Raw genomic sequence first — 14,912 nt, 5'->3', positions numbered from 1 at the left:
TTCCGCTTACACAATGCGACCACAGAATGTAGTGGTGATCCAAATGCCCGCGCCGTCATGATCTGGGATGACAGACAGCGCGGGCCATAGTCTGGCCATGGGACCGCCCAGACTATCTAGAATGCGTATTTGGGCAAGCGAGGTTAACCAGATTGGTGTGGCTGCTGTTTCACGACAATGTTGTCTCAATTGGTATCCAACGACTTGCACAGTTCGCCCCATCCTCAGACACGGGACTGCAAGATCAATACTCAATCAAGCATAAATCGCGCGATAAAAAATTACTTTCTGCGCGTAAAAATACTTGATTTGTTGCATCTTGGATTCAAGTATGCGAGTGCGTGGCAAATTTGTATTACCTCTGTTGCTTACGCATTTGCCAGATTTGTCTGGTAACCTCCTGGAGACGTAAGTGAGTGGCGTCGCCAGGAGGTTTGTTTTACTTGAATGGTGATGGCTAAATTGGCCCGAACCTAGGCTTGCAAGGTAAACCTTTCCATCTGAGCAGATTTCAGTGTCCTTACACAAAGTAGATACTCTTTGCTAATTAGCGAATGACCGCACACGACCTGAAGTAGACATGCGAAAAAAAGCAATGGCCGTCTGCTATGAGCCCACTCCGGTACTTTCATTTTTAAAGTTGGTAGGCACGAATAAAAAGCTGTTCGTCCCTCCGTCTTGTTTGTGCCATCGCGCATGGATCTAAGTGGTCCTGGTGCACGGGATTTGGAGAAGTCTGCTCTTACAGGGTAAGTTAGTGCCTTAGTCCTCTCGACCGAAGGGAGGCCAAAAAGAGGTCAATCATAATGAACGACGCCCCAGAAGACGCCGCCCCACCTTCAGGGCCACCATGGATAGTTCCGGAAATTCAACAAAAGATCGCTTGGAGGGACGGTGATGTGGTGATTTCTGTTCCAATTAAAAGCGGGACAACCTGGACTATGAACATCGTTCATCAGTTATTGGCAGGCGGAACCGATGATTTTCGAGACGTCTACGAAGAGGTGCCTTGGATTGAGTTTTTGGCCTTCCCCGGGCAACCCCAGAAAGTCGTGGTGGAACGTGTAGCAGCCATCCCTACCGACAAGCGCCGCGCCTTCAAAACGCATTCGCCGCCACCTGCGGTGCCGTTTCAGAGCGCCGGGTCGGGCACTGACGTCAAATATGTCGTAATCATGCGAAATCCGGAGGAGGCGCTCGTTTCTTTCAGGCCATTCTTGAACAAGCACTCGGACGCATGGTATGAACTCTGGGGTGTGCCAAGAGAAGCCCTTTGTCGACCCGACTTTCCATCCTTCTATTCTGATGTGATTGACGCCAACGGTATGCAAGGCGCGATCTTTGGCTTTCTAGCCGCGTGGTGGCCGCTACGAAATGAACCAAACGTTTTGTTCCTGCACTTCTCTGATATGAAGAGCGATCACCAAGGATCAATCCGAAAAATTGCTGAATTCATTGGTGAAGAGCTGAACGAAGAACAATGGGCTAATGTACTGGAGTTTACATCCTTCCCATGGATGAAAGCGAATGAGGGAAAGTTTGAAGGGCGTACGGCCTCAGAGATCCCGATCCTTAATTCCGGAGCCATGATCCGCAAGGGCGCCGTTGGCGAGGCAAGAATGGATGGAATGACGGAGGAGATTTCCCGGCACCTGCGCGAAGTTGGTGGCCAGATTTGCCCGGAGCCCGCCGCCATCAAATGGGTTTACGAGGGAGGCACTTTACCCAATTAAGTCGCGCATGTGCGACAGAGTAAATACGGAAGAACTGGCATGATCAAGGACCAATGGGCAGGTCTCTGACAGCGTGCCCTGTCCGCCAAGCAGCCGTTAAGTGAGACCAAACGTGCTGCAATGCAGCCAACGGCGACTTTGTCCGTAACGTAGACGCGTATCGTGAGCGGATTATGACTGCTTCGAGCTGAGAGTAGACTTTCGACTAGCTTGATGCATTCAAAATTGTTTTCCACTCTGAGCCGGTATTGATCCCCAAGAAGCGGAAAAAACGTCAAGATTAACGAACAACCGGCTGGCATGGTAGGCACTTAGTCGGGAACCCTGATCCACGGGCTGGTTCCATGTTGCTCATTAAAACCTCTCCAGCTAGCACAGGATTAACTCGCCGATCACGACATACCGAAGCCACGTTTTTTCTTCGGTAAGCTTCCTTCTGTCCCTATTGCACTCCTTTCCGAAGTACATTTCTAAGCCATTTCAATCTCGTGTCTCGGTAGAAATTGAACGCCGTAGTTCCTTGTGAGGAGTACAGCTTGCGACTCTCCACGGCTAACTTGACACAGCAGGTCTTTCATTACTAAATTTGACAAAATTTATCGCGCGATATGTTAAAATTTGGTGTGAGGAAAAAATTGCAACGTAAAATCCGAAATATGGAAGAGTTTGCGGCTATCAGTGGGATTTCTCGACCTACCGTCTCGAAGTATTTCAACGACCCCGAAAGCGTGCGTGTTTCCACAAGAAAAAAGATCGAAGCAGCGCTGGAAGAGTATGATTATCATCCGAATGTTTTCGCGATGAACCAAAACAGGCGCACCACCAAGAACATTGGCGTTGTAGTACCTAACTTAGCTGACCCGTTCTTTTCCGAGATCGGCAGACGTGTGGAGCTTGCATGCATTGAGGCCGGTTACAGCCCGATTTTACTCAGTTCGCACGGTAATCCGGAAATGGAGCGAGACAACCTTAACTCGCTTAAATCCCTGAAACCTGCTGGTGTATTATTGGCACCGTTTGGCAAGCTGTCTGATTCAGACGCCGTTAAAGCATTTGATGCAGATATTCCGGTCGTCTTGTTTGATGCCAACATGCCTGATGTCGGGCGGGCATTTGTAGGTACCGATCATTTTCAAAGTGTCGACTTAATGGTTGAGTACCTCTGCCGCAGTGGCGAGCCGCCTTGTTTTTTCGAAATGAAGAAACCTCTGAACCCGAATGCCAACAAACACCGACAAGCCTATATTGAAAGCATGGAACGGCACGGTAAAACGCCGAGCATTTTTCGAGTAAACGGAGAAGGCTGGAACTTCGAGGAAATTGGAAAAGTTGAAGGGGGCCGGCTTTTGTCCGATGGAGCATTCAGCACTAACACGATCCTGTGCAGCAATGATCGCTTTGCAATTGGTCTTTTGTCAGCCGCCTATGGCCTTGGCTTTAAGGTTGGTCATGGTCCGGAATGTAACCTCAGGATTGCAGGCCACGATGATCACCCGTTTTCTAGATTTACTTGCCCCCCTCTGACGACAATCGCGCAAGATTACGAAGCTATCGCGAATTGGTCGGTGTCCACATTGTTTGCATTGTTCGAGAAGGAAGAAGTCCCGTCGGAAAGGCAAGAAAAACTGTTTGAGGGCCGTTTGATCATGCGGGAGTCGGCCTGAGGGTTTGTTAATGCGCAGCCACCTTTAAATTTACGCGCGTAAATTTTTAATTGACTTCGCGTTGTGATTTTGACTAGAGTCGAAGTCATCATCCAACGAGGAGGAGAATTAGGATGTCATTCAATCAAGCTCTATATGCGGCGACGGCAATGACACTCGTCACTGCAAGTGGCGCACTAGCAGAGAATCTTGTCATCGCAACCGTGAACAATGGCGACATGATTCGTATGCAAGGGTTGACTCAGGACTTTACTGATAAGACCGGCCACACGGTCGAGTGGGTCACATTGGAAGAAAACGTATTGCGCCAGCGTGTCACTACGGACATCGCCGCAAAGGGCGGTTCTTTCGACATCATGACCATTGGCATGTACGAAACACCGATTTGGGGCGCTAATGGATGGCTGGTCTCGCTTGACGATCTTTCTGCCGAGTATGATGCGGATGATATTCTGCCAGCCATGCGAGCCGGTCTGAGCCACGACGGTACTCTCTATGCCGCGCCGTTTTATGGCGAAAGCTCGATGATCATGTACCGCACCGACCTTATAGAACAAGCCGGTCTGGAAATGCCCGACGCACCGACATGGCAATTCATCCGCGAAGCTGCTGCGGCAATGACCGATCGTGATAATGACATCAACGGAATCTGCCTGCGCGGAAAAGCAGGCTGGGGTGAAGGCGGCGCCTTTATCACCGTAACCGGCAATTCCTTCGGTGCGCGCTGGTTTGACGAAGACTGGAATGCCCAGTTCGATCAGCCAGAGTGGAAAGAGGCGCTGACCTTCTTTGTCGATATGATGGAAGAATCCGGTCCGACAGGCTATGCGACCAACGGTTTCAACGAGAACCTGAACCTGTTCCAGCAGGGCAAGTGTGGCATGTGGATTGACGCCACCGTTGCGGCATCCTTTGTGACCAATCCTGACGACTCTACCGTCGCTGACAAGGTTGGTTTCGCGCTGGCTCCGAACAGCGAAGGTGTCGACCGGAAGGCAAACTGGCTCTGGGCATGGGCGCTGGCAGTTCCCGCCGGAACGCAAAAGGAAGCTGCGGCAAAAGAGTTCATCGAATGGGCAACGTCAAAAGACTATATTGAACTTGTCGCCGAGAACGAAGGTTGGGCAAACGTGCCTCCGGGTGCGCGTACCTCGCTGTACGAAAACCCCAACTATCAGGCGGTTCCCTTCGCCCAGAAGACGCTGGACTCGATCCTGGCAGCCGACCCGACAAATCCGACAGTTAAGCCGGTGCCATATGTTGGTGTCCAGTTCGTGGCCATACCGGAATTCGCGGGTATCGCGACTGAAGTGAGCCAGGAATTCTCGGCCGTCTATGCGGGTCAGCAAACCGTTGATGAAGCGCTTGCCAAAGCTCAGGCGCTGACAAACGACGCTATGGAAGCTGCTGGCTACCGCTAAGCGCTGCGTCGGTCTCGGGGAGCACTCTTCTCCCAAGTGTTTCCCGAGACGCCATCAATCTTCAAAAACATTGCACTGTTTAAGATAGCCTTATGGCAATCGACAGAGGAGGTATGCCCGATGGCTACTAAACACTCCCGATCAGCGGCGCGGCTTATGATGGCCCCAGCGGTCATCTTGCTCCTCGGCTGGATGCTCGTTCCATTGATCATGACTCTCATTTTCTCATTCAAACAATATCTTCCGCTACGTGGCGGAGACCTTGGATGGGTCGGCTTCGACAACTACGTTCGATTTGTCAGCTCCAGTGCGTTCTGGCCGTCGGTGGTGGCCACCCTGACCATCGTTGGTGGGGTTCTTTTGATCACCGTTATCATTGGCGTCTTGCTGGCAATCTTGTTGAACCAGCCAATGTGGGGGCAAGGTGTCGTCCGCATTCTTGTCATCGCACCGTTCTTTGTCATGCCAACAGTTTCGGCGCTGGTTTGGAAGAATATGTTCATGGATCCGGTGAATGGTCTGTTCGCACATCTGTGGCGCTTTTTCGGCGCCGAGCCGATTGCGTGGCTGTCTGAAGCTTCATTGCCTTCAATCGTTTTGATCGTTTCCTGGCAATGGTTGCCGTTCGCGACGCTGATCCTGTTGACTGCAATTCAATCTTTGGACGGAGAACAGTTGGAAGCCGCGGAAATGGACGGTGCGCCGCCACTGAAACGGTTTGGCTACATCACTCTGCCGCATCTTAGCCGTGCAATTACGATCGTGGTTCTGATCCAGACGATCTTCTTGTTGGCAATCTTTGCAGAAATTTTTGTCACGACCGGAGGCGCTTTTGGCACCCGCACGCTGACCTACCTGATTTTCCAGCGTGTTCTTGAAAGTCAGAACGTCGGCCTCGGCTCTGCCGGTGGTGTCTATGCAATCATTCTCGCCAATATCGTTGCGATCTTCCTGATGCGCATCGTCGGCAAGAACCTGGACGCGTGAGGAGGACAAAATGGCCCGCGCAGTAACTCAACAACGCAAGATCATAAACACAGCCGCCGCCTGGGGTGTTGGACTGCTGATCTTTTTTCCGATCCTTTGGACTGTTCTGACCAGCTTCAAAACCGAAGCCACAGCGATTGCTGATCCTCCGGTGTTCCTGGCATTCGACTGGACGCTTGAAAACTACTCAGCTGTCATGGAACGGTCGAACTATGCCCGGTTCCTCTGGAACTCGATCATCATCGCCGGGGGTTCGACAATATTGGGTATCATCGTGGCGGTCCCTGCGGCCTGGTCGATGGCATTTGTTCCTTCCAATCGCACCAAGGACATTCTCCTCTGGATGCTGTCCACGAAAATGCTACCGGCGGTTGGTGTTCTTTACCCCATCTACCTGATCTGCATCAAACTTGGAGTCCTCGACAGCAGGGGAGCGCTGGTCATCATCCTCATGTTGATGAACCTGCCGATCATTGTCTGGATGCTGTATACATACTTCAAGGAAATCCCGGGTGAGATCCTGGAAGCGGCTCGAATGGACGGTGCGACGCTGAAAGAGGAGATCCTCTATGTCCTCACACCGATGGCAGTTCCCGGCATAGCTTCGACCTTGCTGCTGAACTTCATTTTGGCCTGGAACGAGGCGTTTTGGACACTGAACCTCACGGCAGCCAATGCGGCTCCGCTGACAGCCTTCATTGCCAGCTATTCCAGCCCCGAAGGCCTGTTCTTTGCCAAGCTCAGCGCAGCATCAACCATGGCCATTGCGCCAATCCTCATTCTTGGCTGGTTCAGCCAGAAACAACTTGTCAGCGGCCTGACCTTCGGCGCCGTCAAATAAGGAACTTGACCAATGGGACAAATCAAACTCAACCAAGTGACCAAAAGCTTCGGAGACGTTCAGGTTATTCCGCCTCTGGACCTCACGATTGGAGACGGCGAGTTCACAGTTTTTGTCGGACCTTCGGGCTGCGGTAAATCCACACTGTTGCGCCTAATCGCTGGACTCGAAGACATCACAACGGGTCACATCGAAATCGACGGCTCGGATGCGACGGATGTGCCCCCCGCCAAGCGCGGATTGGCAATGGTCTTCCAGTCCTATGCTCTGTACCCGCATATGTCGGTGCGCAAAAACATCGCGTTTCCGATGAAGATGGCAGGGATCGATGAGGATGAGCAAAACCGCCGAATCGAAGGAGCCGCAAAGGCGCTGAACCTTACCGACTATCTGGATCGGCGTCCGGGGCAATTGTCAGGTGGTCAGCGTCAGCGCGTTGCGATTGGTCGGGCAATTGTACGGGAGCCAGCCGCGTTCCTTTTCGACGAACCGTTGTCCAACCTCGACGCGGCCCTACGTGTCGGAATGCGGCTTGAAATCAGCGAACTACACGAGCGGCTCAAGACGACAATGATCTACGTGACCCACGATCAGGTCGAAGCCATGACCATGGCGGACAAGATCGTCGTGTTGCGGGCGGGTGTGATCGAACAGGTGGGTTCACCGTTGGAGCTCTATCACAGCCCACGCAACGAATTTGTCGCGGGGTTCATCGGGTCTCCGAAAATGAACCTGATCTCAGGTGCTGAGGCCGAGAAAAACGGGGCAACCACAATCGGCATTCGTCCTGAACACACCGATGTCAGCATGACTGATGGAATGTGGAAAGGCGTCGTCGGCGTGGCCGAACACTTGGGGTCAGACACTTTCATTCACGTCCATGACACAGGTCTTGCTGACATGGTGACTGTGCGGATTACAGGTGACATTCAGGCAAAGCATGGCGACACGATCTACCTGACCCCGCAAATGGACAAGCTGCATAAGTTCGACGCTCAGGGCCTTAGGATCGAATAATGCAATTGGCTGGAAAAACAGCCCTGATTACAGGCGCCGCCCGAGGGATCGGGCGGGCCTTTGCGGAGGCCTACGTCAACGCAGGCGCTCGGGTTGCCGTCGCCGACATAAATATAGATGGCGCCCGCCAAAGCGCTGCTGCACTTGGCGAAAATGCGATTGCTGTGGCTATGGACGTGACCGACCAGACCAGCATCGACAACGCAGTGACAACGACGTTGGCAGAATTCGGTCACATCGACATTCTGGTCAACAACGCGGCACTTTTCACAGCCGCCCCGATTGTTGAAATCGAACGCGCTGACTATCAGCGCGCTTTTGACATCAATGTAGCGGGCACGCTCTTCACGATGCAGGCCGTCGCCCGACACATGATCGAGCGCGGGAAAGGTGGCAAGATCATCAACATGGCGAGCCAAGCCGGAAGGCGCGGTGAGCCGTTGGTTGCGGTCTATTGCGCTACCAAGGCGGCGGTCATCAGCCTGACTCAGTCGGCGGGACTGAACCTGATCAGGCACGGAATAAACGTGAACGCAATTTCTCCGGGTGTCGTCGATGGCGAGCACTGGGACGGCGTGGACGCGTTCTTTGCGAAGTACGAAGACAAGGCACCCGGACAAAAGAAACAGGAAGTTGATGCCGCCGTACCCTACGGACGCATGGGTACACCCGACGATTTGACCGGAATGGCTGTTTTTTTGGCAAGTGATGCGGCGAATTACATCGTCGCACAAACTTACAACGTGGATGGTGGGCAATGGATGAGCTGATCTCCCTTTCGAATGCGACACTCGATCAATTGACTGTCGAACGCCCAAGATATGACCGCGCTGCGCTGAAACCCGGCATCCTGCATGTAGGCGTCGGCAATTTCCACCGCGCGCATCAGGCTTGGTACCTGCACCGTTTGATGCAACAGGGCAAAGCCAAGGATTGGGCTATCATAGGGGCAGGCGTACGCCCTTATGATGCGGTAATGCGGGAGAAACTTCTCGCCCAGGATTGCCTCACGACCCTGATCGAACTCGACCCGGAAAAAATCTCTGCCGAGGTCATAGGCTCGATGATCGACTACCTGCCTATTGAAAACGGCAACGGAGCGCTAATTCGCACGATGTCGAATCCGGCCATCCGCATCGTTTCTATGACCGTAACCGAAAGTGGCTACTACGTTGATCCAGTTACGAACGGGTTTGACGCCAACCACCCTGACGTTCAGCACGACGCCCAAAATCCTTTGGCGCCCCGAACGGTCTTTGGTGCCATGGTGGCCGCTCTTCGCATGCGACGCGACGCAGGGCATGCGCCCTTTACCGGACTAAGTTGCGACAATCTTCAAAGCAACGGTGACGTCCTTAGACAAACCGTCATTTCGATGGCTCGCTTGTCCGACCCTGAACTGGCCGATTGGATTGACACCAACGCGACATTTCCGAATTCGATGGTGGATTGCATTGCCCCTTCGACCGGTCCAAGCGAACTTGCACTTGCCATAGATTTTGGCATTGACGATGCTGCTGTGGTCACCCACGAAGCGTATCGCCAATGGGTGATTGAAGACAATTTCTGCTCAGGGCGTCCGGACTGGGATGAGGTTGGCGCAATCTTCACTGACGACGTTCATGCTTTTGAAACTATGAAAATCCGCGTCCTCAATGCCGGGCATCAAGTGCTCGCAAATGTGGGTGAGATATTAGGGCTTCAGACGATTTCCGAATGTATGAGGCACCCGGTTGTTTCGCAGTTCTTTGGTAAAGTTCAGAGAACAGAGATAGCGCCAACGGTTTCATCGGTTTCCGGAAAAAGTCCGGAAGAGTATGTAGGCCTCGTTGAAAGCAGGTTTTCAAATCCAAGGATTGTGGACACGACCCGACGCGTGGCTTTCGACGGTTCAGCGCGCCATACAGGTTTCGTTTTGCCGATATTGCGAGACCAGTTGAAGGCTGGGCGTTCCGTTACCGGTTTAGCGCTCGTCGAGGCGCTATGGGCACGTATGTGCGCTGGCACACGCGAAGATGGTAGTGTGATCGAGGCGAATGATCCGATTTGGGATAGACTGAGTGAGGCAGCCCTTGCCGCCAAGTCGAACCCGGCGGTCTGGCTGGAACAAAGTCGGATCTACGGCGACTTGAAGGACGCCAAACCTTTTTCCAGTTCGTTTTCCAAGTGGCTCGACATGGTTTGGCAGAATGGTTGCGAAGCTGCTCTTATCGCGTACGTTGATGAGGCTTGAGGCAAATCTGTGGGTGGTGTCACTCGTACTTTTGATAGGAAATACTGGTTGACCGATCAGGAGTGTAAATCGCGTAGATCGCGGATGTGTTGGACCCGTTTTGAAGAAGTTCAGGTAGGGCAGCCTTGCTCATCTGCGATCACCCAAAGAGTCTGGAGAAAAACGTGAAACCAGAACAGCTTAGAATGGCCCGCAATGCGCTTGGATTGTCTATGAAGGGATTTGCCGATTTGTCGCGGGTTTCTCATATGACCGTTCACCGGTTTGAAGCCGGAAAAAGCGGCGTGAAGCACGCTATGATCGAAGCCATGCGCACAACGCTTGAAGCCGAAGGTGTTCAATTCCTCAATTATGGAAGTGTGTCTGACGGCATAGGCGTCGCAATCAAACCCAACCCGACCAAAACTATTGGCCCTGTTTAATCATGCACTCACAAATCCTCAGACATCTCACCTATTCGCTCGGCAAAGACGCAGAACATGCGTCGACCTATGATTGGCGAATGGCGGTTTCCTTAACGTTGCGCGACCGCATAGTTGACCCTTGGTTCGAAAGCACGCGTGAGACTTACCAGTCAGGCGCAAAACGCGTTTACTACCTTTCGATGGAGTTTTTGATTGGTCGGCTTGTCGAAGACATGACCGCGAATCTGGGGCTGACGGAAGAGGTTAGGGAAGCTCTTGCAGAACTCGGCCAAGATGCGTCGATCGTATTCAACGACGAACCTGATGCCGCATTGGGGAATGGCGGCCTCGGACGGCTGGCGGCCTGTTTCATGGATTCACTCGCTACTCTTGGCATTCCGGCTTATGGTTACGGCATCCGCTATGAGCATGGCTTGTTCGAGCAGAGTTTTGTCGAAGGTCGGCAGGTCGAAAAAGCGGAAACCTGGTTAAACCAGCGCTTCGCCTGGGAGTTTGAGCGTCCCGAAGTCCGATACCGGATCGCCTTTGGCGGCTATGTTTCCCATCACGATGGGAAGGCGGAATGGCATCCCGCCGATACGGTTCTGGCCCAAGCATTTGATACGCCGGTCGTTGGTTGGAAGGGCACGTGGGGTAACACTCTGCGCCTATGGTCAGCCCGGCCCGAGAACGAATTTGATTTGGAGAGCTTCAACAGAGGTGACTATTTGGCCGCCAGCCGATCAGAGGCACTGGCGCGTACGATTTCGCGGGTTCTCTATCCTGATGATGCCACCGATGCAGGCAAGGAGCTGCGGCTTAAGCAGGAATACTTCTTTACCGCCGCATCTATTATGGATCTGCTGCGCCGTTTCCTAAGCGATCATGGCGACATTCGAGAACTGCCAAATGCCGTCGCGATTCAGCTCAACGATACACATCCGGCGATTGCGGGCCCTGAATTGGTGCGTATTTTGGCGGATGAGCATGACCTGCCGCTGGATGAGGCGATTGCTCTGGCGCGTCGCTGCCTTGGCTATACCAACCACACGCTTCTGCCCGAGGCGCTGGAGCGTTGGCACGAAGGGTTGCTGGGTCGTGTTCTGCCGCGGCATCTGGAAATTATCCGAGCGATTGACGAGCGACAGCAACAAGAGTTTCCAGGTAGCCCAGGAATCCTGAAGCATGGCGAAGTCCACATGGGTGAACTGGCCTTTATCATGGCACACAAGGTCAACGGTGTCTCGGCCTTGCATACCGATTTGGTCAAAGACACGGTCTTTGCCGACCTGAACCGCATTCATCCTGCGCGGATCATCAACCAGACTAACGGTATTACACCGCGTCGGTGGCTGCACACCTGCAACCCGGTTCTGAGCGATCTGATCACCCGCGAGATCGGAGATGGCTGGGTGGCGGATCTAGAACAGCTGAAACAACTCAAGGCCCGCGCAGGAGATCAAAGTTTCCTGAATGACTTCAGTGCCGCCAAACGTCACAATAAAGAGCAACTTTCGAACTGGATTGCCGTCAAATGCGGTGTCTCGGTTGACCCCGACGCAATCTTCGACGTTCAGATCAAGCGTATTCACGAATACAAGCGCCAGCTTATGAACATTCTGGAGACTGTCGCGCTTTGGAATGAGATGCGGGATAATCCTGGGTTCGAATGGACCCCGCGCGTCAAGATTTTTGGGGGCAAGGCCGCACCGGGATATCACGTTGCCAAGCAGATCGTGCGGCTCATCAATGATGTGGCCAAGGTCATAAATTCTGATCCCGTGACTGGTGACCTTCTGAAAGTCGTGTATCCTGCCAATTACAACGTCACGATGGCGGAAAAGCTGATCCCAGCGGCAGATTTGTCTGAGCAGATTTCGACCGCCGGCAAAGAGGCGTCTGGGACTGGAAATATGAAATTTGCCCTGAATGGTGCACTGACGATTGGCACGCTGGACGGAGCAAATGTTGAAATCCGCGAACATGTCGGCTCGGACAATTTCTTCTTGTTTGGTCTTACCGCGCAGGAAGTCATGGAACGTCGCAAGGTGCACGAGTACTCGCGCGCCGCAATTTCAGCCAGCCCACGGCTGGAGCGCGTTCTGGGGCAGATTTTCGAAGGCCAGTTTTCACCTGAGGAACCGGGCCGGTATCACTCGCTGATCGGCACGCTTTATGATCATGACTATTTCTTGGTCACATGTGACTTCGATAGTTATTTCGACACACAGCGTAGGACCGATGTCGCGTATCGAAACAGCCAAAACTGGGCTGCGATGGCCCTGCAGAATACGGCCAGTATGGGTTGGTTTTCGTCAGACCGGACGATCCGGGGATACGCCCGCGATATCTGGCAGACGGATAGCGTGCTGACCAAACCATTGGGTAAATCGGCATGAGCAGCGACCTCATCCAATCTGGGGCGGCTGAGGCCATCGCGCGGGGCGAGCATGGCGATCCATTTTCGGTTCTTGGGTTGCATGAGGTCGGTGGACGTTTGGTCATTCGTTGCTTTCACCCCGAGGCGGACACGGTCGAGGTGCTGGACCGAAAAACCGGGCGAAAGCTGTGCGCCCTGTCTCGGGTCGACGAAGACAGCGGAGTTTTTGCCGGGCTTATTCCGCGCAGAAAAAAGCGTTTCTCGTATCTACTGCGATTAACGCGCGAAATCGATACATGGACAGTGCCAGACCCCTATGCGTTTGGTCCGGTCTTGGGTGAAATCGATGAATACCTTCTGGGCGAGGGCACACATGGTAAGCTGTGGCGTGCACTTGGGGCGCATGTCATGTCTCATGAAGGTTGCGATGGCGTGCATTTCGGGGTCTGGGCACCAAATGCGCGGCGGGTTTCGATCATCGGTGACTTCAATGGCTGGGACGGACGCCGCAATGTGATGCGGCGACGTGGTGCAACAGGTGTGCATGAGATTTTCATGCCCGGTCTGGGCGACCGCGCTGTTTACAAGTTCGAAATTGTTGGTTCTGACGGGCATCTGATGCCGGAAAAGGCCGACCCGGTTGGGTTCGGGTCCGAACTGCCGCCCAAAACGGCCTCGGTCGTCCGCGATCTTGGACGCTATAGTTGGGCAGATACCGCTTGGATGGCCAATCGAGGGTCACGCCATCGGGTGGATCAACCAATTTCCGTCTACGAGGTGCATCTGGAAAGCTGGCGGCGTGTTCCAGAACAAGACAACCGGTCGCTAAGCTACCAAGAACTGGCGAGCGATCTGGTGGCTTACGCCAGCGATATGGGCTTCACCCATATCGAACTGACCCCGATCTCGGAATATCCCTTTGGCGGCTCATGGGGGTATCAGCCCGTTGGATTATTCGCGCCAACTGCGCGGTTCGGAACACCCGATGATTTTCGCGCGCTGGTGGATGCGTGCCATCAGGCTGACATGGGCTTGATCATCGACTGGGTGCCTGGCCATTTCCCATCCGATTCGCACGGCTTGGGGCGGTTCGATGGGTCCGCGTTGTATGAACACCTCGATCCGAAAGAGGGGTATCACCCTGATTGGAACACTCTGGTTTACAATTATGGCCGCGCCGAAGTTGCCAACTACCTGATCGCGAACGCGAAATTCTGGATGGAAGAATATCACATCGACGGGCTTCGCGTCGATGCGGTGGCTTCGATGCTGTATCGCGATTACTCGCGGGAAGAAGGTGAATGGGTCCCGAACGTTCATGGCGGGCGCGAAAACTTGGAGGCCATCGGTTTTCTGAGACAGATGAACGAAGCCGTTTATGCCGAACATCCCGACGCGATGACAATTGCCGAAGAATCCACGACTTTCCCGGGTGTTTGCGCCATGACGTCCGAGGGCGGGCTGGGCTTTGGCTTCAAATGGAATATGGGATGGATGAACGACACGCTGCGGTACATGACCGAAGACCCCGTGAACCGTAAATACCACCACGACAAGATGACCTTCGGGCTGCACTATGCGTTTTCCGAGAACTTTGTGCTGCCCCTCAGCCACGATGAGGTTGTTCATGGCAAAGGGTCATTGCTGGGCAAAATGCCCGGTGATGATTGGCAACGCTTTGCCAACCTGCGCGCCTACTACGGCTTCATGTGGGGCCATCCCGGCAAAAAACTGATTTTCATGGGGGGAGAGTTTGCGCAGGGCGCCGAATGGAACCACGAACAAAGCTTGGACTGGCACCTGTTGGAGCAACCTAACCACGCAGGCGTGCAAAGATTGGTGCGCGATCTGAATGCGCTCTATCGTGAAACACCAGCCCTCTACCAACAAGACACACGTTCAGAGGGGTTCCGCTGGATCGACGGCGGCAACGCCAGCGACTCGGTGTTTTCCTGGGTTCGTTATGGCAAGGAAGACAGCCCGCCAGTGTTGGTTGTCGCCAATTTCACACCCGTAACCCGAACGGATTTCCGTGTTGGTGTACCCATGGCGGGTCATTGGATAGAGCGATTGAACACAGATTCCATGTATTACGGTGGCAGCAATCAGGGCAATGGGGACGGGCTGAATTCAGAACACATCGCAGCGCACGGCTGTGAACAGTCTGTGGTGATGACAGTTCCACCGCTTGCCACAGTATTCTTTGAATACAAGCGCCACTAGGTCGGAATC

Annotated in this window: 11 protein-coding genes; all 11 read left to right on the top strand. The window is 53.5% G+C overall.

Annotated features, from left to right (window positions below; all coding sequences use genetic code 11):
- The first annotated feature begins 806 nt into the window (after window positions 1-806).
- Window positions 807-1,733, top strand: coding sequence for a sulfotransferase domain-containing protein (locus GOW93_RS09430; protein WP_170383445.1), 927 nt, complete (start codon window positions 807-809; stop codon window positions 1,731-1,733).
- A 608-nt stretch (window positions 1,734-2,341) separates the two neighbouring features.
- The gene (locus tag GOW93_RS09425) at window positions 2,342-3,397 is read left to right on the top strand and encodes a LacI family DNA-binding transcriptional regulator (RefSeq protein WP_170383443.1); all 1,056 of its coding nucleotides are present in this window, start codon (window positions 2,342-2,344) and stop codon (window positions 3,395-3,397) included.
- 113 nt (window positions 3,398-3,510) lie between these two features.
- Window positions 3,511-4,818: an ABC transporter substrate-binding protein gene (locus GOW93_RS09420; protein WP_170383441.1), complete on the top strand. Its 1,308-nt coding sequence runs from the start codon at window positions 3,511-3,513 to the stop codon at window positions 4,816-4,818.
- A gap of 120 nt (window positions 4,819-4,938) precedes the next feature.
- The gene (locus GOW93_RS09415; protein WP_170336223.1) at window positions 4,939-5,805 is read left to right on the top strand and encodes a carbohydrate ABC transporter permease; all 867 of its coding nucleotides are present in this window, start codon (window positions 4,939-4,941) and stop codon (window positions 5,803-5,805) included.
- 10 nt (window positions 5,806-5,815) lie between these two features.
- Window positions 5,816-6,646, top strand: a complete 831-nt coding sequence (locus tag GOW93_RS09410) for a carbohydrate ABC transporter permease (RefSeq protein ID WP_170383439.1) — start codon at window positions 5,816-5,818, stop codon at window positions 6,644-6,646.
- A gap of 12 nt (window positions 6,647-6,658) precedes the next feature.
- A complete protein-coding gene (locus GOW93_RS09405; protein ID WP_170383437.1) occupies window positions 6,659-7,663 on the top strand; it encodes an ABC transporter ATP-binding protein in 1,005 nt (334 codons plus the stop codon).
- Window positions 7,660-8,433 (top strand): L-iditol 2-dehydrogenase, encoded by a 774-nt coding sequence (locus GOW93_RS09400; protein WP_368039659.1) that lies wholly within the window; start codon window positions 7,660-7,662, stop codon window positions 8,431-8,433. The genes GOW93_RS09405 and GOW93_RS09400 overlap by 4 nt, the downstream gene beginning before the upstream one ends.
- A complete protein-coding gene (locus tag GOW93_RS09395; protein WP_170383434.1) occupies window positions 8,421-9,896 on the top strand; it encodes a mannitol dehydrogenase family protein in 1,476 nt (491 codons plus the stop codon). Before GOW93_RS09400 ends, GOW93_RS09395 begins: the two co-directional genes overlap by 13 nt.
- A gap of 164 nt (window positions 9,897-10,060) precedes the next feature.
- Window positions 10,061-10,318, top strand: a complete 258-nt coding sequence (locus GOW93_RS09390; RefSeq protein WP_170383432.1) for a helix-turn-helix domain-containing protein — start codon at window positions 10,061-10,063, stop codon at window positions 10,316-10,318.
- Between the two features lie 2 nt (window positions 10,319-10,320).
- Complete coding sequence (locus tag GOW93_RS09385) at window positions 10,321-12,699, top strand: glycogen/starch/alpha-glucan phosphorylase (RefSeq protein WP_170383430.1); 2,379 nt, start codon at window positions 10,321-10,323, stop codon at window positions 12,697-12,699.
- Complete coding sequence (glgB, locus tag GOW93_RS09380) at window positions 12,696-14,903, top strand: 1,4-alpha-glucan branching protein GlgB (RefSeq protein ID WP_170383428.1); 2,208 nt, start codon at window positions 12,696-12,698, stop codon at window positions 14,901-14,903. Before GOW93_RS09385 ends, glgB begins: the two co-directional genes overlap by 4 nt.
- The last annotated feature ends 9 nt before the right edge of the window (window positions 14,904-14,912 follow it).

Source organism: Ruegeria atlantica, from assembly GCF_013032455.1.
Classification (GTDB): Bacteria; Pseudomonadota; Alphaproteobacteria; order Rhodobacterales; family Rhodobacteraceae; genus Ruegeria; species Ruegeria atlantica_B.
This window is presented reverse-complemented; position numbering and strand designations above follow the sequence as displayed.

Excerpts from the sequence above, each read along its gene's own strand:
- GOW93_RS09425 (WP_170383443.1), top strand. The coding sequence starts at position 2,342 with ATGTTAAAATTTGGTGTGAGGAAAAAATTGCAACGTAAAATCCGAAAT.
- GOW93_RS09420 (WP_170383441.1), top strand. The coding sequence starts at position 3,511 with ATGTCATTCAATCAAGCTCTATATGCGGCGACGGCAATGACACTCGTC.
- GOW93_RS09410 (WP_170383439.1), top strand. The coding sequence starts at position 5,816 with ATGGCCCGCGCAGTAACTCAACAACGCAAGATCATAAACACAGCCGCC.
- glgB (WP_170383428.1), top strand. The coding sequence starts at position 12,696 with ATGAGCAGCGACCTCATCCAATCTGGGGCGGCTGAGGCCATCGCGCGG.
- GOW93_RS09430 (WP_170383445.1), top strand. The coding sequence starts at position 807 with ATGAACGACGCCCCAGAAGACGCCGCCCCACCTTCAGGGCCACCATGG.
- GOW93_RS09415 (WP_170336223.1), top strand. The coding sequence starts at position 4,939 with ATGGCTACTAAACACTCCCGATCAGCGGCGCGGCTTATGATGGCCCCA.
- GOW93_RS09385 (WP_170383430.1), top strand. The coding sequence starts at position 10,321 with ATGCACTCACAAATCCTCAGACATCTCACCTATTCGCTCGGCAAAGAC.
- GOW93_RS09405 (WP_170383437.1), top strand. The coding sequence starts at position 6,659 with ATGGGACAAATCAAACTCAACCAAGTGACCAAAAGCTTCGGAGACGTT.
- GOW93_RS09395 (WP_170383434.1), top strand. The coding sequence starts at position 8,421 with ATGGATGAGCTGATCTCCCTTTCGAATGCGACACTCGATCAATTGACT.